Here is a 20,804-nt window from a genome sequence, read left to right as displayed (position 1 = left end):
AGGGGAGTACCCGGTGGCCTGTGCACGCGCCCTGAACAAGAGCCCCCGAACAAGCAGCGAAAGCGAAGCCCACTCCCCCTGCGACAATCGGGGCATGCCCTTCGCCCCCTTGCAAAACGACACTTTCCTGCGGGCCTGCTGGCGCCAGGCCACCGACCACACGCCCGTCTGGCTCATGCGCCAGGCCGGACGCTACCTGCCCGAGTACGTGGCCACCCGCGCCAAGGCCGGCAGCTTCATGGGGCTGGCGACCAACGTCGACTACGCCACCGAAGTCACGCTGCAGCCGCTCGAGCGCTATCCGCTCGACGCTGCCATTCTTTTCTCCGACATCCTCACCGTGCCCGACGCCATGGGCCTGGGCCTTTCGTTCGAGGCCGGCGAAGGCCCGCGTTTTGCACGCCCGGTGCAGGACGAAGCGGCCGTCGCGGCGCTCGAAGTGCCCGACATGGCCAAGCTGCGCTACGTGTTCGACGCCGTGGCGTCGATCCGCAAGGCGCTGGCCGGCCGGGTGCCGCTGATCGGCTTTTCGGGCAGCCCCTGGACGCTGGCCTGCTACATGGTGGAAGGCGCGGGCTCGAGCGACTACCGCCTCGTCAAGAGCATGCTCTACAGCCGCCCCGACCTGATGCACCGCCTGCTCGCGGTCAATGCCGATTCGGTGGCCACCTATCTCAATGCGCAGATCGACGCCGGCGCGCAGGCCGTGATGGTGTTCGACAGCTGGGGCGGCGTGCTGGCCGACGGCGCGTTCCAGGAATTCAGCCTCGCCTACACGGCGCGCGTGCTGGCCGGCCTCAAGCGCAACGGCGCCGACGGCCAGCCCGTGCCGCGCATCGTCTTCACCAAGGGCGGGGGCCTGTGGCTCGAAGCCATGCGCGAACTCGACTGCGAGGTGCTCGGCGTCGACTGGACCGTGAACCTCTCGGCTGCGCGCCGGCTGGTCGGCGAAGGCACCGACGGCAAGGCCAAGGCGCTGCAGGGCAACATCGACCCCAACGTGCTGTTCGCACCGCCCGCGCAGATCGAGGCCGAGGTGGCGAAGGTGCTGCAGGCCTTCGGCCAGCCGCATGCCGATGCCGCTTCAAAGGGCCCGACCCACATCTTCAACCTGGGCCATGGCATCAGCCAGTTCACGCCGCCGGACCACGTGGCGGCGCTGGTGCAGGCGGTGCACGCACAATCGCGCGCCTTGCGCAAAAGTTAAAAACGGTAAAAGAGCCGCCAGCCGCGCAGGGACGCGGCCGCGGCCCCAAAAATCGATTTCCCGGCGTTTGTCAAGCATAAAAACGGTGTAGGAACACCGACTTATGCACAAAACACGTGTTGCACTGCGCAAGATTATCTGTAGGCCTCCCCTCTTTGCTCCTAAACCAATAGCGACGCTAAGTTGTTGATTTATATAGAGATTGAACTTTGCTTTTTTTGAGGGCAATCCAGTCAGAGGCTTGATTTTCAAGGCTCGCCGGCGTGTCGAGCCCGGTTGTCAACAAAGTTATCCACAGAAACTCTGGATGACCCCCAAAGCACTGGAAAATCAACGACTTAAGCGATCTTGTTCAAAGTCGCATTAACAAACCTTGCCAACAAGGACACCCATTCCCACCGTCAGCCCCGTCTCCGAAACAGCAGCAGCAACGCCAGCGGCCGGCTCAGCCGCGGCACCGGCGAGCGTGCCCGCGGCGATGGCCTGGCGGCTCGACATCGCGGTGCAGACGCCCGCGCATGCCGCGCTCGGCGACCTGCTGAGCTATGCCAGTCCCGCCGCCCTGGTGCCCGGCACGCTGGTGCGGGTGCCGCTGGGCCGGCGCGAGGTGCTGGGCGTGGTCTGGAATCCGCCGGTCTCGCTCGAAAATGCCGAGCCCGACATGGCCCTGAAGCCCGTGGGCGCCGCGCTGGACGCGCTGGCCCCGCTCGGCGAGGCCTGGCGCGACCTCGTGGCCTTTGCCGCGCGCTACTACCAGCGCTCGATCGGCGAGATCGCCCTGGCCGCGCTGCCGCCGCAGCTGCGCGACCTGAGCGGAACGCAGCTGGCGCGCCGCCTCAAGCGCAAGACGGCGGCCGGCCCGGTGGCCGAGACGGCCGAGGCCGCCCACCCGGTCGCGCTGAGCGCGGAGCAGACCGCCGCGCTGGCCCGCATCGAGGCGGGTGAGGCCGGCACCTTCCTCCTGGTCGGCAGCACCGGCAGCGGCAAGACCGAGGTCTACCTGCGCTGCGTAGCCGACCTGCTCGCGGCCGACCCCGGCGCGCAGGCGCTGGTGATGGTGCCCGAGATCAACCTGACGCCGCAGCTCGAAGCGCGCTTCAAGGCGCGCTTCGGCGACGACGCGGTGGTGTCGCTGCACAGCGGCATGACCAACCCGCAGCGGCTCGCGAGCTGGCTCGCGGCGCACAGCGGCGCCGCGCGCATCGTGCTGGGCACGCGCATGGCGGTGTTCGCGTCGATGCCGGGCCTGAAGCTCGTGGTGGTCGACGAGGAGCACGACCCCAGCTACAAGCAGCAGGAAGGCGCGCGGTATTCGGCGCGCGACCTCGCCGTCTGGCGCGGCCAGCGCGAGGGCGCGAAAGTCATCCTCGGCTCGGCCACGCCCTCGCTCGAAAGCTGGCACCAGAGCCGCCCCGCAGAGGGCGAGGACCCGGGCGGGCGCTATGTGCGGCTGGCCATGCCGTCGCGCATCGGCGCCGGCGAGCTGCCCACGGTGCGGCTGGTCGACATGAACCTGCAGCCGCCCAAGACCGTGATCTCGGCCGCGCTGCTCGACGCCATCGGCCAGCGCATCGCGCGCGGCGAGCAGAGCATGGTGTTCCTGAACCGCCGCGGCTATGCGCCGGTGCTGGCCTGCGCCGACTGCGGCTGGAAAAGCGAATGCCCGCACTGCAGCGCCTACCGCGTGTTCCACAAGATCGACCGCACGCTGCGCTGCCACCACTGCGGCTTCACCGAGCGCGTGCCGCGCGCCTGCCCTTCCTGCGGCAACCCCGACATCGCGCCCGTGGGCCGCGGCACCGAGCGGCTCGAAGAACACCTGGCGGAGCTGTTCGCGGCGGTGACGCGGCCCGACGGCAGCGCTGTACGCATCGCGCGCATCGACGCCGACAGCACCAAGAAACAGGGCGCGCTCGAATCGCAGCTCGCGGCCGTGCATTCGGGCGAGGTCGACGTGCTGGTGGGCACGCAGATGATCGCCAAGGGGCACGATTTCCGCCGCATCACGCTGGTGGCGGCAGTGAACCCAGACGGCGCGCTGTTCTCCAGCGACTTCCGCGCACCCGAGCGGCTGTTCAGCCTCTTGATGCAGTCGGCCGGCCGCGCGGGCCGCGACGCCGCCTACCTGGCGGCGCAGGGCGCCACGGCCGAGATGTGGATCCAGACGCACCATGCGCAGCACCCGCTTTTCTCGGCCCTGCGACGGCACGACTACACGGCTTTCGCGCGGCAGCAGCTCGAGGAGCGCGCCGCCGCCGGCATGCCGCCCTTTGCCTTCCAGGCGCTGCTGCGTGCCGATGCACGCACGCAGGAAGCCGCGCAGGCCTTCCTGAACGCGGCCAGCGCTGCCGCCGAGGCGCTGGAAGGCGCCGACCGGGTGGTGCGCTATCCCGCGGTGCCGCTGGCGATCCAGCGCGTGGCCAATGTGGAAAGGGCGCAGATGCTGATCGAAAGCCCCTCGCGCGCCGCCTTGCAGCGCCTGCTGGCGCAGTGGCAGCCGCTGCTGCATGCCCTCAGGCGCACGCCCGAAGGCAAGGGCGTGATCCGCTGGCTGGTCGACGTCGACCCGCACAGCATCTAGGACCCGCCCCGCAGGGCCCCGGCCGCTCGTTCGCTCGCTCAATAGAGGCCCGCGGGCTCCTTGCCGACGTCGACGTAGCGCAGTTCGGTGCTGCGGCGCCGCGCGCTGCTGGCGGGCCATGCGAACACCACCAGGCTCAGGGCGCCCAGCGCGAGCGAAGTGCCGGCGCCGAGCATGTCGGCATGCCAGGACCAGCTCACGCCGGCAACCCAGGCCAGCCACAGCAGGATACGAATAAGTATTGCCATCGTGCTGCCCCATTCAAACTTTGATTCACAAACACTTTATCAGGCATTGTGCAAACTCAAGTATTCATCTGAAGGCATAGCAGTAGCTATGCCTTACGGCCGTTACTCGGCAGCGGAAATATTGTGAAAAAACCGTTGACTGCGCTGCCGCGCGCTGCACAAGCTGTCGCTGTGCGACGCCCGTTCCGGCGGCGCACCTCAAGCAAAGCACGCTGGTCCTCGGGGGGTCGTCTGTCGTGAAACTGCCTTCATCTGTGGTTGCTGCGGTTCTCCTGTTCGCATGCCTTGCATGCTCGGCGGCCGAACTCGACCTGCAGGGCAGCCGGCTCGTGGTGTCGGGCATGCTCGACGGCAGCGCCATCAAGGCCTTCACCGAGCACCTGGGCAAGGGCACCGTGCGCACCGTGGTGTTCGAGGATTCGTTCGGGGGCACCGCCGAGGCGGCTGGCGCCTTTGCCGACGCCATCCGCGCGAGCGGTGTGGACACCGAGATCCGCGGCCAGTGCATGGCCGCCTGTGCCTATGCCTTCCTGGCCGGCAAGGCGCATCGCTTCGGCTGGGGCCTGCAGGTGAACGGCGTGCTGCTGCCGGTGTCGGCCAGGCCTTCGGCGGCCGAGCTGGCGGTGCGCTGGCGCAGCGAGGAGGTCCAGAAGACGCTGGCGGAGTTCACGCCCATTGCGGCAGCCGCGCCCATCCAGGCCACGGAAACCCGCGCCGCCGACGCACCCAGGGACAACGCCCGGGACAACTGGCGGCCCGAGCACGGCGTGCTCTTCACGGCCAGCCCGACGCTGTTCGGCCGCATCTACAACGCCTTCTATTGCGACGGCACCCAGGGCCGCGACTTCTCCAAGTGCGAGCGCCTGTCCGATGCCGATCCGTTCAAGCTGGGCGTGCTGACGCCCTGAGGCCGCTCAGCGCAGCACGCCGACCGCGAACGGAAAGCTGAAGAAGGTTGCCACCGTCGTCCACAGGATGATGCGTGCGATGCGGCCGTTGTCGGCGCCGAAGCGCTCGGCCAGCATCGAGACGTTGCTCGCACTCGGCAACGCCGCCACCAGCACGATCACCATCAGCGCCGAAGAAGACAGCGGCAGGCCGAGCGCAATGGCCCCCTGCCCCACCGCCCACACCAGCACCGGATGCACCAGCAGCTTGACCGCCACCACCGGCAGCACGTCGGCCAGCGGTGCCTTGGGAGGCAGCGCCGACTTCGTGCCCATGGCGGCCGCCACCGCCGCGCTGGCGCCGTGCTCGCGCGCGAGCAGCGCCGAGCGCGCCAGCACCGCGCCGATGGTGAAGAGCGCCACCGGCGAAGCCGCATCGGCCAACATGGCGATGGTGCGCTCCACCGGCCCCGGCAGGCGCCAGCGCGCCGCCGACAGCAGCACGCCCAGCAGGATCGACCACGGCATCGGATTGACCAGCACGCCGCGCAGCGCCTGGCGCGCGGCCAGCCGCGGGCCGTGCTGCCCGCCTGCGCCGTCCAGGCGCGACAGCGCAATGCACAGCGAAGAAGTCACGACCAGGTCGAACGCGATGGTGATGATCATCGGCCCCGCGGCCTGCGCGCCCAGCAGCGCCACCAGGAGCGGCACGCCCATGAAGCCGGTGTTCGGAAAGGCCGCGACCAGCGCGCCGAATGCCCCGTCGTTCCAGCCGATGCGCGCATTGCGGGTAAAGATCACCACGCCCGCCACCACGGCCAGCGCGCTCAGGCCCCAGACCAGCGCCACGCTGCCGTCGAGCAGCTGTCCGATCGGCGTGCCCGCGCCGAAGCGCAGCAGCATGCAGGGCAGCGCAAAGTACAGCACGAAGGTGTTGAGGCCCGGAATCGCGTCCAGCGGCAGGATGCGGGCGCGCGCGGCGCCGTAGCCGGCCGCGATCAGCGCGAAGAAAGGAAAAGTTACGAGAAATACAGGCAGCACGCGCCGATTGTCGCCGCGTCCCGCATCGTGAACTCTGGCGGCCTCTCCGGAAACATGCGCCCCGTATCATTGCGCGCTTTGCGCCTGCCGTTCCTCCGCGGCCTTCCGTTCCCACTCCCCATGTCCTCCGGTCTCAATCTCGCGCAACAAGAAGCTGTCAACTACCTGCACGGCCCCTGCCTGGTGCTGGCGGGCGCGGGCTCGGGCAAGACGCGCGTCATCACGCACAAGATCGGGCGGCTGATCCAGGCCGGCCTGGAGCCCAAGCGCATCGCGGCCATCACCTTCACCAACAAGGCCGCGAGCGAAATGCGCGAACGCGCCAAGGGGCTGATCGGGCGCGAGGCGAAGCACGTGGTGATCTGCACTTTCCACGCGCTGGGCGTGCGCATGATGCGCGAGGACGGCGCGGTGCTGGGCCTGAAGCCGGCCTTCAGCATCCTGGACAGCGACGACGTCACCAAGATCCTCAAGGACGCGGGCGGCACCACCGACACCGCCACCGCGCGCATCTGGCAGTGGACCATCAGCAAGTGGAAGAACATGGGCCAGAACGCCGCGCAGGCGGAAGCCGCCGCGGCCGACGACAACGAGCGCATCACCGCGCGCATCATGGCGCGCTACGAAGAGCGGCTCACGGCCTACCAGAGCGTCGACTTCGACGACCTCATCGGCATGCCGCTCAAGCTGCTGCGCGATTTCGACGAAGTGCGCGCCAAGTGGCAGGCCGCGCTGGGCCACATATTGGTGGACGAGTACCAGGACACCAACGCCACGCAGTACGAAGTGCTGAAGGCGCTGGCCGGCGAGCGCGGGCGCTTCACCGCGGTGGGCGACGACGACCAGTCGATCTACGGCTGGCGCGGCGCCACGCTGGACAACCTGCGCAAGCTGCCGGTCGACTACCCGGCGCTGAAGGTCATCAAGCTCGAGCAGAACTACCGCTCCACCAGCGCGATCCTGCGCGCGGCCAACAACGTGATCGGCCCCAACCCCAAGCTGTTTCCGAAGACGCTGTTCTCCGAGCTCGGCGAAGGCGAGCCGGTGCGCGTGGTCGATGCCGACTCCGAGGCGCACGAGGCCGAGCGCGCGGTGGCGCGCATCGTCAGCCTGCGCGCGGGCGACACCGCCATCGAGGGCAAGCAGTACAAGGAGTTCCGCGACTTCGCCATCCTCTACCGCGCCAACCACCAGGCGCGCGTGTTCGAGCAGGCGCTGCGCAAGGCGCAGATTCCCTACAAGGTGTCGGGCGGCCAGAGCTTCTTCGACCGCGCCGAGATCAAGGACCTGTGCGGCTGGTTCCGCCTCTGGGTCAACAACGACGACGACCCGGCGTTCCTGCGCGCCATCACCACGCCCAAGCGCGGCATCGGCCACACCACGCTCGCGAGCCTGGGCACCTTTGCGAGCCAGTACAAGCTGAGCCTGTTCGAGGCGCTGTTCAGCCCGTCGCTGCCGAGCGTGATGCCCAAGCGCACGCTCGAGGGCATCCACGAGTTCGGCCGCTACATCAACGACCTCGAATACCGCGCGCGCCGCACCATGGGCGCGGAAGACTCGCGCACCTTCATGCTCGACTGGCTCAAGGAGATCGACTACGAGAAGCATCTCTACGACGGCGAGGACAGCGAACAGGCCGCGGCCGCGCGCTGGACCAACGTGATGGAATTCGTCGACTGGATGTCGCAGCGCGCCGGCGGCACCATCGACGATGCCTCGGGCGCCGACAGCAACATCGAGACCGAGCGCAAGAGCCTGCTCGAGGTGGCGCAGACCATCTCGCTGCTGTCGACCATCAGCGAGCGCGAGCAGGACCAGAACGTGGTCACGCTGTCCACGCTGCATGCCTCCAAGGGCCTCGAATGGCCGCACGTGATGCTGATCGGCGTGACCGAGGGCCTGCTGCCCTTCAAGCTCGAGGACGACAACGGCCGCCAGTTCCAGGTGAGCGACGACACGCTGCAGCGGCTGCAGGAAGAGCGCCGCCTGATGTACGTGGGCATCACGCGCGCGCAGCGCAGCCTGGCCGTGAGCTGGACCAAGAAGCGCAAGCAGGGCCGCGAGATGGTGCCCTGCGTGCCGAGCCGCTTCATCGCCGAGATGGGCCTGGACAAGGCCACCACCCGCGAAGACCCGCGCGAGAAGCTCAAGGCGCTGCGCGCCGAGTTCGCGCGCAAGGCACAGGACAGCGCGGCCGCCAAGGCCGCGGCTGCGGCGGCGCCATGAAGAGGCTGCTGCCCGCCTTTCTTGCGGCGCTTCTTGCCGCCACCGGCTGCACCACGGCAACGCAGGGCGGCGGCGGCGACTGCCCCGCCGATGCGCGCGAGCTGCCGCTGCAGTCGCTCTACGGCCACTGGGAGGCGCGCTTCGACGGCACTCCCGCCGCGGCCGCCGTGCAGCTCGGCAGGCATCCCGACTACGCCGGCGTGCGCGGCACCATCACGCGCCCCGCACACGGCGGTGCCCAGCCGACGGTGGCGCAGCTCGCGGGCGACGTCGACGACGACGGCGCCCTTTCCATCGACGAATCGCTGGACGGCCGCGCGATCAGCGGCGTCTGGGCCGGCACCCTGCAACCGGGCTCCTGCGGCCGGGAATTCAGGGGCACGTGGCGCAACGCCGCGGACGAGAGCACGCATCCGTTCGTGCTGAACAAAAAGGGAGGGATGCAAGGAAACCAATGACCCAACGAACACACGCCATCTTCTCCGTCTCCCGGCTGGCGGCCCTCGCGGCCTGCCTGGGCGGCACCGCCGCGGCGCATGCGCAGGCCACGGACCAGCCGCGCAGCCCGCTGGCCGACGCGCAGCTGACGTGGCAGCAATGCGCCGCGCTCGGCAACAGCAACGAAGCGCGCCTGGCCTGCTTCGACCGCTGGGCGCAGCAGCAGACGCTGCCTTCGGTCTCGGTGCCCGTGGCGCCGCCGGTGCTGGCCAGCACGCAGCCGGCGCCGCCGGTGGACGCCGCTATACCGGCCACGCGCGTGATCTCGGTCGGCACCAGCGAAGGCTGCCGCGACCGCCAGTACTCGGCGCTGTCGCGCTTCTGGGAACTGGAGAACGGCACCGACTGCGGCACCTTCGGCTTCCGCGGCTACCGGCCGCTGAACGTGTCGGCCTCGGCCGCCACCAGCCGGCCCGACACGCCCACCTCGCCCTCGGAGGGCCATACCGGCACGCCCGTGGCCTACCAGGCCAACGAGATGCGCATCGGCCTGTCGGTGCGCACCAAGATCGCCCAGGGCCTGCTCACGCAGAACGAACCGGCCAAGAAGGACTCGCTGTGGTTCGCGTACTCGCAGCAGTCGACCTGGCAGCTGTTCAACGGCTCGATCTCGCGGCCGTTCCGCACCACCGACCACGAGCCCGAGCTGATGTATGTCTATCCGCTGGACTTCGCCCTGCCCGGCGGCTGGCGCTGGCGCTATGCGGGCGTGGGCGTGGTGCACCAGTCGAACGGCCAGAGCCTGCCGCTGTCGCGCAGCTGGAACCGCGTCTACCTGATGGGCGGCGCCGAGCTGGGCGACCGCTTCACCATCACCGGGCGCATCTGGCAGCGCATGTCGGAAGAGGCCGCGAAGGACGACAACCCCGACATCTCCAACTACATCGGCCGCGCCGAACTCACGGGCCGCTGGAACTTCAACCGCGACAACACGCTGGGCCTCACCGTGCGCAACAACCTGCGCGACAGCGGCCGCGGTTCGGTGCGGCTCGAATGGCTCAAGGCCATCGGCGATCCGGCCACGAGCAACCTGCGCTTCCATACGCAGCTGTTCCACGGCTACGGCGACACGCTGGTCGACTACAACCGCAAGCGCACCGTGCTCAGCATCGGCCTGAGCCTGGTGGACTTCTGACTTTTCCAGGCCACACCATGACCCACGACCTGTCTCCCGTCGACGCCACGCAGCGCGAGATCATCGCGGCGCTGCACGTCGCGCCCGTCTTCGACGCCGCCGCGGAAATCGAGCGGCGCACCGCCTTTCTCGCGGACTACCTGCGGGGCACCGGCCTCAGGGCGCTGGTGCTGGGCATCAGCGGCGGCGTCGATTCGCTGACGGCCGGCTGCCTCGCGCAGCGCGCCGTCGAGAAGCTGCGCGCCGAGGGCTACGGCGCCACCTTCATCGCGATGCGCCTGCCCTACGGCGTGCAGAAGGACGAGCACGAGGCGCAGGCCTCGCTCGCGGTGATCCGGCCCGACCGCATCCTGACCGTCGACATCCGCCCCGCGGCCGACGGCATGCTCGCGGCGCTCAAGAAGGGCGACCTGGCCTTCCGCGATGCGGCGCATGAAGACTTCGTGCTCGGCAACATCAAGGCGCGCCAGCGCATGATCGCGCAGTTCGCGGTGGCCGGTGCGCACGACGGCATCGTCATCGGCACCGACCATGCGGCCGAGGCGCTGATGGGCTTCTTCACCAAGTTCGGCGACGGCGCGGCCGACGTGACGCCGCTCAGCGGCCTCAACAAGCGCCGCGTGCGCGCCCTCGCGCAGCGGCTCGGCGCCCCCGACGCGCTGGTGTTCAAGGTGCCCACGGCGGACCTCGAATCGCTGGTGCCGGGCAAGCCCGACGAAGACGCCTTCGGCGTGAGCTACGAGCAGATCGACGATTTCCTCGAAGGCAAGCCGGTGGCCGCCGCGGCGCGCGAGATCATTCTTGCCACGCACCGCAAGAGCGCCCACAAGCGCGCGCTGCCGGTGGAGCCGCCGCACCCGGCCTAGCTTTCCAGGCCGGCTCTGCGGGGCCCCACGCGGGTTCTACGCGGCCTTGAACCGAGGCGGCTCCAGCAGCCGTTCGAGCAGCGCCGAGAGCTTGTCGACATCGACCGGCTTCGTCAGGTGGGCCCGGAAGCCCGCCTCCAGGCTGGTTTCCCTGTCGCTGGCCTGACCGTAGCCGGTGACGGCAATCAGCGGCGGCGGGTTGACCATCTCGGCGCGCACGCGGCGGGCGACTTCATGGCCGCTCAGGTCGGGCAGGCCGATGTCCAGCAGCACCACGTCCGGGTCCTGCGCCTTCACCGCCTCGATGGCAGCCAGTCCGCCATGCACGACGCTGGATTTGTAGCCCAGCGCCTCCAGCAGCATCGCCATGGTCTCGGCCGCGTCCACGTTGTCGTCCACCACCAGCACGCGCTGCTCGCCCACCGGCCGCGGCTGCGCCTCGAGCATGGCGACCGGCGCCTGGGTGGTCGGGAACTGCACCACGAATTCGCTGCCCTCGCCCGGCCGGCCGGTGCTGAACGCGCTGACGCGCCCGCCGTGCAGCGTGGTGAGCTGCTGCACGAGGCTGAGCCCCAGGCCGAGGCCGCCCTGCGTCCTGGCCAGGTTCTGCTCGCCCTGCACGAACAGGTCGAAGATCCGCTGCAGGTCCTGCGGCGGTATGCCGGGCCCGTCGTCGCGCACGCTGATGTCCGCATCCGCTGCGGTCCGCGAGAGCGACACGTGGATGTTGCCGCCGTTCCCGGTGAACTTGGCGGCGTTGTGGACCAGGTTGCTGACGATCTGGATGACGCGCGCACTGTCTCCGGCGATCCAGGGGTCCGCGTCCTGCGTCTGCAGGTGCAGGGTCTGCGACTTGCCGTCGATCAGCGGGCGCACCGCCTCGATGGCCTCGGCGATGGCATCGCGCAGGCGAACCGGCTTGTTCTCGAGCTGGATCTTGCCGCTGGTGATGCGGCCCACGTCGAGCAGGTCGTCCACCAGCCGGGTGATCTGGCGCAGCTGCCGGGCGATGATGTCGCGGGTGTGCACGAGCGCGGCCGACTCCGCTTTCTCCCGCTTGAGGAGCTCGAGCGCGTTGGAGATCGGCGCCAGCGGATTGCGCAGTTCGTGCCCGAGCATCGCAAGGAAGTTCGTCACGCGGCGCCCTTCGTCCTCGAGCGCGGTCACGCGGCGGCGCTCCGTGAGGTCGCGCGTGACCTTGGCAAAGCCGCGGTGCCTGCCGGTGGCATCGTGCAGCGCGGTGATCACCACGCTGGCCCAGAACCGGCTGCCGTCCTTGCGGATGCGCCAGCCCTCGTCCTCGAAGCGGCCGTCGCGCAGCGCGTTGCGCAGCGCCTGCTGGGGCCAGCCGCTGGCGGCGACCTCCGGCGGATAGAACCTGGAGAAGTGCTGCCCGATGATCTCCGAGGCCTCGTAGCCCTTGTTCTTCTGCGCGCCGAGATTCCAGCTCACGACGTGGCCGCCCGGGTCGAGCATGAAGATCGCATAGTCCTTCACGCCCTCGACCAAGAGCCGGAAGCGCTCCTCGCTCATGCGCAGCATCTCGTCCTGGCGGCGGATCTCGCTGCGGTCCCGGGTGATCAGCGAGAAGCCGCGGACTTCTCCGCCCGCGCCGGGGATTCGCGTGATGACCACGCTGGCCCAGAAGCGCGTGCCGTCGCTGCGCAGGCGCCAGCCTTCTTCCTCCAGGCGGCCATCGCGGCGCGCCGTTTCGAGTGCCTGCTCCGGCCGGTTCTGCTCGATCAGCTCGGTCGGATAGAAAAGCGAGAAGTGCCGCCCCAGGACATCGGGGGCGTCGTATCCCTTGAGCTGGCGGGCGCCCTCGTTCCAGCTGATGACGATGCCGCCAGGATCGAGGACGATGATGGCGTAGTCGGTGACCGAGTCGACCATCAGCCTGAAATCGGCGTCGGTCAGAGTGCGTTGGTTCAGGGGTGCACTCCCAGCGCCGTGATCTGCCATTGCTCTTTTTCCCTTCAGTGGCCGCGCGATCGATGCCACGGCGCGCAGTGTCCGCCATGAAACGGTGGTGCCAATTTAGGCCAGCAATGGTTACTTTTCGCGTAGGACAAGGTCCAGATTGCACGCTGGAGGCGCGGCCCTGCGGGCCTCAGGCGCTCGAAGGCTCTTCGCGCGGCCACGACGCGCCGCCGGGTTTTGCAGACCGGGGCGGCGCCATCATGAAGCGGTTCTTTCCTTCTTTCTTGGCCGCATAGAGCGCGGTGTCGGCACGCACGAACAAGGACGCGAAGTCCTCGTCGTCCTCCGAGACCGCGACGCCGATGCTGGTGGTGGCCTGCAGCGTGCGGCCGGGCAGGTGGAAAGCCGGCCGCATGGCGGCCAGCACCTTGCCGGCCACCACCTGCGCCTCGGCGGCGCCGCTGGCACCTTCGAGAAGGATCACGAACTCGTCGCCCGCGTAGCGCGCCGCCATGTCGGTCTCGCGCACGCTCTCCCTGAGCCGGCGGCCGAATTCCCGCAGCACCGCATCGCCCGCCGCATGGCCCAGCGAATCGTTGATCGTCTTGAAGTAGTCGATGTCCAGGAACAGCAGGCAGACCGGCAGGCCGGCGCGCCGGGACCTGGCCATGGCGTCGCGCGCATGCTCCTCGAACGAGCGGCGGTTGGGCAGGCCGGTGAGCGCGTCCTCGCGCGCCAGGGCATCGAGCTTCATCTGCTTTTGCTTGAGCTCGGTGACGTCGTTCGACAGGATGTACAGCCCGGTGACCGCGCCTTGCGCGGTGCGCTGGGGCAGATAGGTGGTCTGCAAGGTCCGCTCGCCGATCAGCAGGCGGGCGGTCTGCTCGAAGGACACCACCTCGCCCGCGAATGCCCGCGCCAGCAGCGGCCTGCGGATTTCGTAGTGCGCCTCGCCGATGGCCTGGTGGACGGGGCGGTTCGCCATTGCCTCCGGCGAGACGCCGAGCCAGGCCTGGTACCTGCCGTTGCAGAAGACCACGCGTTCCTCGAGATCCAGCTCGGCAAGAAGCGCCGGCACGTTGTCGGTCAGCCCGCGCAGGCGCCGCTCGCTTTCGGCGCTGTGCATCTCGGCCTGCTTGCGCTTGCTCACGTCGAAGGTCATCACGTAGTAGCCGGCCAATGTGCCGTCCTCGCGGATGTCGGGCGCCAGGTGGCATTCGAAGAAGCCCGGCTTGCCGTTGCGCTCGTAGGTGCCTTCGGTGCGCGTCGGCGTTCCGGCGAGCACCTTGGCGATGCCCGGCACGAGCTGCCGGTAGACGTGGTCGGGCAGCGACTCCTGCATGGTCATGCGCCCGATGTCGGCCACGGTCCTGCCGCGCATGCCGAGGCCGGCCTTGTTCGCGAACAGGCAGCGCTGGCTGCTGTCGAAGTAGGCAACCACGGCCGGCAGGTTGTCGGTCACGTCGCGCAGGAATCTCTCGCTGGCGGCCAGCTTCTCGTTGGCGGCCTGCCGCTCCGTCATCAGCAGGTCGAAGGTCCGCGAGAGATCGCCGACCTCGTCGTCCGGCGGTGCCTCCCGCATGGGCGCATAGGCGCTGGCGGCGCGCGAAACCTGCATGTGTTCGCGCAGGCGCGACAGCGGTGCGAGCTGCGCCCGCGCGGTCATGAAGGCCAGCCCGCCGGCCAGCAGCGTCAGCAGCAGCGCGCCGGCCCAGGCGTAGCGCTCGACCCGCGCAATGCGCGCAAAGGCCTCGTCGCGCGGATACACCGCGCCCAGCACCCAGTTGGTCTGGCCGATGCGCTTGAAGGCGTAGAGCCCGTGCACGCCCTGCGAATCGGCCGCTTCGATGGCGCCCTCGAAGCCCGCGATGGCGCGCTCGATCGCGGGGTTGCGCGCGCCGCCGGCGTCCACGCGCTGAAGCAGCTTCGACTTGTCGGGATGGTCGATGACGATGCCATCGGCGTTCGTGATGAACATGTACCCGCTCTTGCCGAACTTCACATTGGCAAGCTCGCCCAGGAAGTTCTTTTCCTTGAGGTTGACGAAGGCCGAGATCACGTAGGCGACATTGCCGCTGCGGTCGAGCACGGGCTCGGTCATGGCGATCTGCGCCAGGCCGCTCACGCGGTTGCGGAAGGGCTTGGAGATGACGCCCGCGCGGGCAGCGACCGTGCGCTGGAAATACTCGCGGTCCTTGATGTTGACCTTGCCGATCGGCTGCGTGCCGTTGAGGTTGGCCACCAGTTCGCCGTCCATGTCGGTGAGGGCCACGTTGTCGAACGCCTCCCTCAGCGCGCCATGCTGCATGACCAGCTCCTGCAGTCCCCCGGGGCCGGCCAGGTTGCGGCTCTCGACGCCGTCGCCGAAGGTCTTGAGCAGGGTGCGCCGGCTCAGGAACTTCTGGTCCACCGCGCCGGCGATGGCGGAGATGCGTTCGAATTCCTCGCTCGCAATGGCCGCCTCCATGCTGCGCTTGAGGAAATAAAGCGCCGCGGCGGTGACGCCCATCGTCGTCAGGAAGACGATTGCCAGCACGCCCGCGGACAGGCGGGCGCGCAGGCTCAGGCGGGGGACGGCGGGGAATGGAAGGCGCATCGCAGTGGCCTGGTGAGCGCAGCCTGCGTTCAGCTCGCCATCTCGACATCCAGCTGGGCATCGAACTGGTCCAGCGGCACCGGCCTGCTGAACAGGTAGCCCTGGCACAGCATCGCGCCGTGCGCCTGGAGAAACTCGAACTGCTGCTGCGTCTCGACGCCCTCCGCCACGATCTCCAGGTCGAGGTTGCGGGCCATGCCGATGATGGCCTGGATGATCAGCTCGACCTTCGGATCGAGGCCGATGCTCTGCACGAAGAACTTGTCGACCTTGATCTGGTTCAGCGGCAGCTGGGTCATGTAGGAGAGCGACGAGAAGCCGGTGCCGAAGTCGTCCATGGAAAAGCGCACGCCCAGTGCCGCGAGCGCCTGCATCTTGCAGATCGTTTCGCTCACCTTGTCCTGCAGCAGGCTTTCGGTGAGCTCGAGCTCCAGCCGCGTCGGGTCGGCGCCGGTGCGCCGCAGCACGTCGCGCACGCGGTCCACGAAGTCGTCGGTGCGGAACTGGCGCGCGCTGACGTTCACCGCCAGCCGCAGGTGCCGGCGCCTCGCATCGTGGCTCCAGCGCTCGAGCTGGACGCAGGCCGTCTCCAGCACCCACATGCCGATCGGCACGATCAGCCCGGTTTCCTCCGCCAGCTCGATGAAGCCTCCGGGCTGCACCATGCCCCGCACCGGATGCTGCCAGCGGATCAGCACCTCGGCGGCCACCACGTGGCCATTGGAGGCCACCTGCGATTGGTAGTGCAGCACGAACTGCTCGCCCGCCAGCGCCGCGTGGAGCTCGCTCTCCAGCGTTGCGCGGGCCGTGATGGCGGTCTGCATCGAGGCCTCGAAGAAACGCAGCGCGTTGCCGCCCGCGGACTTGGCGTAGTACATCGCGATGTCCGCCTGCTTCAGCAGATCCTCCAGCGACTGCTGCGTGGCGCTGAACACCACGGCGCCGATGCTGCCGGTGCTGTGGTACTGGTGGTCCGCGAGCTGGAAAGTGCCGTTCAGCGCCGCGAGGATGGCCTCGCCCGCGGCATTGGCCTGCATCGCGGCCACGCCGGCGTCTTCGCTGAGGTTGTCCAGCAGCACCACGAATTCGTCGCCTCCGAGCCGCGCGACCGTGCCGCCCTCCTTCAGGCTGTCCTGCAGCCGCGCGGCCACCTGCTTGAGCAGCTCGTCGCCCGTGGCGTTCCCGAGCGCATCGTTGAGCGTCTTGAAGGCGTCCAGGTCCAGGAACAGCAGCGCGCCGTGGCGCGAGCGCCGCACGTTCGCGTCGATGGTGGCCTGCAGGCGGTGCAGCAGCAGCCGGCGGTTGGGCAGGCCCGTGAGGATGTCGTAGAAGGCCAGGTGCTCGATCTCGCGGGCGGCCAGCTTGCTCTCGGTGATGTCGCGCAGGATGACGATGAAGCGCGCGGCGGCGCCTTCGCCGATGACCTTGCGCGAGACCGAAATCTCGAACCACGTGACGCCCCGCGCCGTCCGGATCTCGAACTGCCGGCCGGTGGAAAAGCCGGTTTCGAAGGCATCGCGCAGCGCCACCATCACCTCGGCCGCGGCATTCGCGGGCAGCAGGTCCGACATCAGCTTGCCCACGGGCTCGCGCACCTTGAACGCGGGCCGCGGGCGGCGCGGCGAATGGAAGCTGTAGCAGCGGCCGTCGATGCCGGCGTCCATCAGCACGTCAGGCAAGGCATCCAGCGTGGCCTGCAGCTGCGCCTTGCCTTCGAGGATATCCGCGACGTGGCGCTTCTTCTCGGTCACGTCGCGGTAGACGCACACCAGGCCGCCGTCGGGCGTGGGACTGTTCACCGCAACGATCACCTGCCCGTTCAGCAGCGTGATCTCCTGGTCGTTCTGCGTCAGCAGGTGGCGCGCGTTCTGCTCCACGATCTGCTGGAACGGCACCAGCGGCGCGAGCAGTGGCTGCGTCCAGGGAAAGAAGTCCACGAAGCGGCGGTTCCAGGTGACGACGCGGTCATTGGGATCGAGCAGCACGAAGCCGTCCACCATGGATTCGAGCGCCTGGTCCAGCGTGGCCTTGGAGCGCAGCAGCTCCGCGCGCGCGCGCCACTGCCGCCGCAGCTGCGCGAGCGCGAAGTAAGTGACGGCCAGGATCATCAGCGCGAAGGCCAGGGCCGCGGCCGCAACCACGTTGCGGTCCCTGCGCCAATCCTCGAGCGCGGACTCGAGCGGAATGCTCGCGACGATCAGCAGGCCTCGATGCAGCGTGGGCCGGGCAACCACGATGGCCGGAGCGCCGCTGAGCCGGGAATGCATGTGCCGGGGACGCCCGTCCGCCTGGTCGGTCAACGCGGGACTGATGGTGCGTCCCGCAAGGTCGTCGCGCGGCGGCATGCTGGCCAGCAGCAGCCCGCCTTCGCGCTCCAGCGTGACCTCGAGCCCCCTGATGTTGGCCCCTTGCGCAAGGATGGTGGTGAGCACCGAGACCTGCACTTCGGCCACCGCGACCAGCTTGCTGCCGTCCGCGAGCGTGAGGACGCGCGCAAGATGCAGCACCTGCTGGGAAGTCACCGGGCTGACCGAGGGCGTGCTGATCGACATCACCGGTCCCGGACGGCCCAGAACCTCTTGCAGGAATCCGTCGGGCAGCTGTACCGCCAGCTTCGCTCCGCGCCGGTCGGAAGACCCGATCACCTGGCCCTCGGGCGTCAGGAAGGCGACGTAGCGCGCCAGCAGGCTCTGGCGAACGCTGGTTTCGACCAGCTGCACGGTCTCGGCTTGCGCAATGTCGCCTGCAATGGTGCTTCCGCTGGATTTGCGCAGGAACTGCCCCAGGCCCGCCAGCAGCGTGTTCGCCCCGAGCAGGCTGCGGTTGAGCGCAGCCTCCGAGGTGCCGATGAACCGCACGGCCTGGGCCTCGCTGTCGGCAATCTCCTTCTGGTACATCTGCCATGCCATCAGCCCGGCAATGGCGAGCACGGCCGCGAGAAACAGCGCCGCAACGCCATAGACGAAGCCGGTGATGCGGCTGGGCACAGGCTTGTTCACTGCCCGACAGGAGCCTTGATTCCAGCAATGGGACCGACGGTCTGGTCCCACACCTCCGCGCACACGGCCCCGCAGCGCTGCACCCACCGGCTCAGCACGCTGGTGGCGAAGATCTCGCGCCGGCGCCGCTCGTCATCCGCAGAAGGGCGCGCCTCGACCATCGTGCCCTTGGTGCCCTTCATGCAGCTTGCAGCGCCCGTGTTGCATGCAATGCCGTTGCCGGTGTCGCGCTCCGACTCGTTCCAGACCGCGGCCTCGAGTTTCGGCAGTTCGGCTTTCAACAGGGCCTTCAGGTCCGCAGGCAGCGCGTTCCAGGCATCCGTGTTGGCGCCGAAGACGGCCAGGCCCCAGTTGATGGGCATGGTGTAGAGCGAATTCGTCATCTTGTGCAGGCCCAGCGTGTTGCCGGACATCGCACCGGTGATGGCGCATTCGGTGTTCTCCGAATTCATGTTCGCCATGATCTCTGAAAATTCGGTGAAGACGGGCACGCCGTTGAGCGCGCGGATGAAGTCGGCCTGGCTGCTGCCCGACACGCGGACGCGCCGCCCCGCCAGGTCCGAAAGCCGCGTCACGGCCCGCTTGCAGAAGATCACCTGGGCGGGGTAGACATACACCGCGAGAAGCTCGACGCCATGGCGTTCTCGCAGCGTCTTCTCCAGGTAAGGCCGAAAGGCTGCGACCACCCGCCGCATCGTGGGCATGTCGGGGTTCAGTCCGGCAATGTCGGGCGTGCCCAGTTCGGGGTACTCGTTGCTGACCTGGCTGAGCAGCGCGGTGCCGAACGGAATGACGCCCAGCCGCATGAGGTTGAGCATTTCCTGCCCCGGAACGCCGGCCTGGTTGAACGGCACGATGCTCGCGCTGTACTTTCCGCCGCTCAGGCGGCGCAGGTCCTGGCTCCAGAAGCGCTCTTCATGCAGCGTGTACTGGCTCACGCTCGCCAGCCCGCCCACGATCCGAAGCCCTTGCGCAGGCGCCGGCTGCTGAGCCTTGCTGTTCGTTGCAGCGAAAGCAAGAAAAAGAACGGCAACATGCGTCCAGAGCACGCGTCGCCAAGCGGAAGAAACTTCGCCGGACCTCATGGCCCGGATCATGATGCCGAATTGGGCCTTAAGTCACAATTTTTTTACAAAAACGCCGATTCTGGCGCCCGTTGGCCCGAATCGCCAAGGCACGTTGCGTACAGGGCACAGGAATACCATCCACAAGGCCCCGATTCCCGGCCCATCCACCCAGATTCCAGACCGATGCCAGCGCCCGAGCTTTCCAGCCGCCAACTGCGCGCGTTCACGGCCTTGGCCGAGCAGCGCAACTTCACGCGCGCCGCGCAGACCTGCCACTTGTCGCAGCCCGCGTTCAGTGCACTGATCCGTACGCTCGAGGAAACGCTGGGCGCGCGGCTGTTCGACCGCGACACGCGCAGCGTGCAGCTCACGCCCGAGGGCCGGCTGTTCGAACCCTCGGCGCGGCGGCTGCTGGACGACATGCAGGGCGCCATCGGCGACCTGGCCGACCATGCCCAGCGGCGCAAGGGCCGCGTCAGCGTGGCGGCCCTGCCCTCCCTGGCGGCGGGCCGGCTGCCGGCCATATTGGCGGAGTTCATGCAGGCATGGCCCGGCATCACGGTCGAGCTGCACGATGCGCTGTCGGACGCCTGCATTGCCCAGCTGCGCAGCCACCAGGCGGATTTCGCGCTGGCGGCAACGGGTGCCGGCGCGGCCGCGGCCAGCGACCTGCGCGGACGCAAGCTCTGCGGCGACCGCTTCCATCTGGTCTGCCGCAAGGACCATCCGCTCGCCGGCGCCGCCAGGCTCACGGCACGGCAACTCGCGCCATGGCCCTTCATCCAGATGGCGCGCAACAGCAGCGTGCGCCAGTCGCTCGACGCGGCGCTGCATCCGCTGCGGCTCAATGCGGTGTTCGAGGTCGAGCACCTGGCCACGGTGATGGGGCTGGTCGAGGCCGGCATCGGCATCAGCGTGGTGCCGGAACTCACGCTCTTCCACTTCCAGCGCGAGACGCTGGTGACGCGGCCGCTGCCGCTGCCCGGCCTCACGCGCACCATCTACCTGGTGCAGCGCCGGGAGGGCAGCCTCTCGGTGGCGGCGCAGACGCTGCACGACCTGATCCTCGAACGGCTGGGCACGCCGGCATGAAAAAACGGCCCGAAGGCCGTTTGCTTGCATGAAGGCAGCCTTGCGGCTGCGATCCATTCCTTACTTCTTGGCAGCCTTCTTGGCGGGTGCGGCCTTCTTGGCCGGTGCGGCCTTCTTGGCGGGCTTGGCTGCCGCGGCCTTGTCGGCCTTGCGCTTTGCAGCCTTGGGGTCGATGGCAGCCTTGAACGCAGCGCCCGGCACGAACTTGGGCACCTTCTGCGCGGCGATCTTGATCTTGGCGCCGGCTTGCGGGTTGAAGCCGGTGCGTGCGGCGCGCGCCACTTGCTTGAAGGTTCCGAAGCCGATGAGCTGCACGGGGTCGCCCTTCTTCACTGCGGCGACGATGGAGCCCGTGACGGTTTCCAGGATGCGGGCGGCTTCGGCCTTGCTGACGTTGTGGGCGGTGGCGATCTTCTCGACCAGTTCGATACGGTTCACTTG

The 20,804-nt window shown here is 68.6% G+C and carries 15 protein-coding genes; 8 read left to right on the top strand and 7 right to left on the bottom strand.

Going from position 1 to position 20,804, the window contains the following annotated elements; genetic code table 11:
• The first annotated feature begins 94 nt into the window (after positions 1-94).
• Together hemE and ACAM58_RS03860 are read left to right on the top strand one after the other, a co-directional pair.
• Positions 95-1,207: a uroporphyrinogen decarboxylase gene (gene hemE, locus ACAM58_RS03865; protein WP_018903785.1), complete on the top strand. Its 1,113-nt coding sequence runs from the start codon at positions 95-97 to the stop codon at positions 1,205-1,207.
• Positions 1,208-1,685: 478 nt separating this feature from the next.
• Positions 1,686-3,788, top strand: coding sequence for a primosomal protein N' (locus tag ACAM58_RS03860; RefSeq protein ID WP_307596515.1), 2,103 nt, complete (start codon positions 1,686-1,688; stop codon positions 3,786-3,788).
• A 38-nt stretch (positions 3,789-3,826) separates the two neighbouring features.
• On the opposite strand, the gene ACAM58_RS03855 is transcribed toward ACAM58_RS03860, so the two are convergent.
• Positions 3,827-4,036 (bottom strand): hypothetical protein, encoded by a 210-nt coding sequence (locus tag ACAM58_RS03855; RefSeq protein WP_012745878.1) that lies wholly within the window; start codon positions 4,034-4,036, stop codon positions 3,827-3,829.
• Positions 4,037-4,290: 254 nt separating this feature from the next.
• Between ACAM58_RS03855 and ACAM58_RS03850 the strand changes: the two genes are divergently transcribed.
• Positions 4,291-4,944, top strand: a complete 654-nt coding sequence (locus ACAM58_RS03850) for a hypothetical protein (RefSeq protein WP_041945440.1) — start codon at positions 4,291-4,293, stop codon at positions 4,942-4,944.
• A 6-nt stretch (positions 4,945-4,950) separates the two neighbouring features.
• On the opposite strand, the gene ACAM58_RS03845 is transcribed toward ACAM58_RS03850, so the two are convergent.
• Entirely contained in the window at positions 4,951-5,964 is a 1,014-nt protein-coding gene (locus tag ACAM58_RS03845; RefSeq protein WP_018903788.1) for an AEC family transporter, read from the bottom strand.
• 120 nt (positions 5,965-6,084) lie between these two features.
• On the opposite strand from ACAM58_RS03845, the gene ACAM58_RS03840 reads away from it, so the two are divergent.
• From ACAM58_RS03840 to nadE, 4 genes are read left to right on the top strand one after another with little or no spacing between them, the layout of a single operon-like run.
• A complete protein-coding gene (locus ACAM58_RS03840; protein ID WP_369664194.1) occupies positions 6,085-8,190 on the top strand; it encodes an ATP-dependent helicase in 2,106 nt (701 codons plus the stop codon).
• A complete protein-coding gene (locus ACAM58_RS03835) occupies positions 8,187-8,648 on the top strand; it encodes a hypothetical protein (protein WP_028254048.1) in 462 nt (153 codons plus the stop codon). The genes ACAM58_RS03840 and ACAM58_RS03835 overlap by 4 nt, the downstream gene beginning before the upstream one ends.
• A complete protein-coding gene (locus ACAM58_RS03830) occupies positions 8,645-9,823 on the top strand; it encodes a phospholipase A (protein WP_028254049.1) in 1,179 nt (392 codons plus the stop codon). Before ACAM58_RS03835 ends, ACAM58_RS03830 begins: the two co-directional genes overlap by 4 nt.
• Before the next feature lie 17 nt (positions 9,824-9,840).
• Positions 9,841-10,689: an ammonia-dependent NAD(+) synthetase gene (nadE, locus tag ACAM58_RS03825; protein WP_028254050.1), complete on the top strand. Its 849-nt coding sequence runs from the start codon at positions 9,841-9,843 to the stop codon at positions 10,687-10,689.
• Positions 10,690-10,725: 36 nt separating this feature from the next.
• Here the strand turns inward: nadE and ACAM58_RS03820 are convergent, their stop codons facing one another.
• The 4 genes from ACAM58_RS03820 to ACAM58_RS03805 all read right to left on the bottom strand — a co-directional run bounded on the left by ACAM58_RS03820 (position 10,726) and on the right by ACAM58_RS03805 (position 19,160).
• The gene (locus tag ACAM58_RS03820) at positions 10,726-12,651 is read right to left on the bottom strand and encodes a PAS domain S-box protein (RefSeq protein WP_369664193.1); all 1,926 of its coding nucleotides are present in this window, start codon (positions 12,649-12,651) and stop codon (positions 10,726-10,728) included.
• 148 nt (positions 12,652-12,799) lie between these two features.
• Positions 12,800-15,205, bottom strand: coding sequence for a diguanylate cyclase (locus ACAM58_RS03815; protein ID WP_369664192.1), 2,406 nt, complete (start codon positions 15,203-15,205; stop codon positions 12,800-12,802).
• Between the two features lie 29 nt (positions 15,206-15,234).
• Positions 15,235-18,204, bottom strand: a complete 2,970-nt coding sequence (locus ACAM58_RS03810) for an EAL domain-containing protein (RefSeq protein ID WP_018903795.1) — start codon at positions 18,202-18,204, stop codon at positions 15,235-15,237.
• Positions 18,201-19,160 (bottom strand): TRAP transporter substrate-binding protein, encoded by a 960-nt coding sequence (locus tag ACAM58_RS03805; RefSeq protein ID WP_369664191.1) that lies wholly within the window; start codon positions 19,158-19,160, stop codon positions 18,201-18,203. Before ACAM58_RS03805 ends, ACAM58_RS03810 begins: the two co-directional genes overlap by 4 nt.
• 294 nt (positions 19,161-19,454) lie before the next feature.
• On the opposite strand from ACAM58_RS03805, the gene ACAM58_RS03800 reads away from it, so the two are divergent.
• Positions 19,455-20,363 carry a LysR family transcriptional regulator gene (locus tag ACAM58_RS03800; RefSeq protein ID WP_018903797.1) on the top strand — a complete coding sequence of 303 codons (909 nt, stop codon included), beginning with the start codon at positions 19,455-19,457 and terminating at the stop codon, positions 20,361-20,363.
• Between the two features lie 60 nt (positions 20,364-20,423).
• Here the strand turns inward: ACAM58_RS03800 and ACAM58_RS03795 are convergent, their stop codons facing one another.
• Positions 20,424-20,801 carry an HU family DNA-binding protein gene (locus ACAM58_RS03795; RefSeq protein ID WP_012745866.1) on the bottom strand — a complete coding sequence of 126 codons (378 nt, stop codon included), beginning with the start codon at positions 20,799-20,801 and terminating at the stop codon, positions 20,424-20,426.
• Positions 20,802-20,804: the final 3 nt, after the last annotated feature.

It is taken from the genome of Variovorax sp. V116, from assembly GCF_041154435.1.
GTDB classification, from domain to species: domain Bacteria; phylum Pseudomonadota; class Gammaproteobacteria; order Burkholderiales; family Burkholderiaceae_C; genus Variovorax; species Variovorax paradoxus.
Note: the sequence above shows the minus strand (reverse complement) of the source record. Positions and strands in the feature narration are given on the sequence as shown.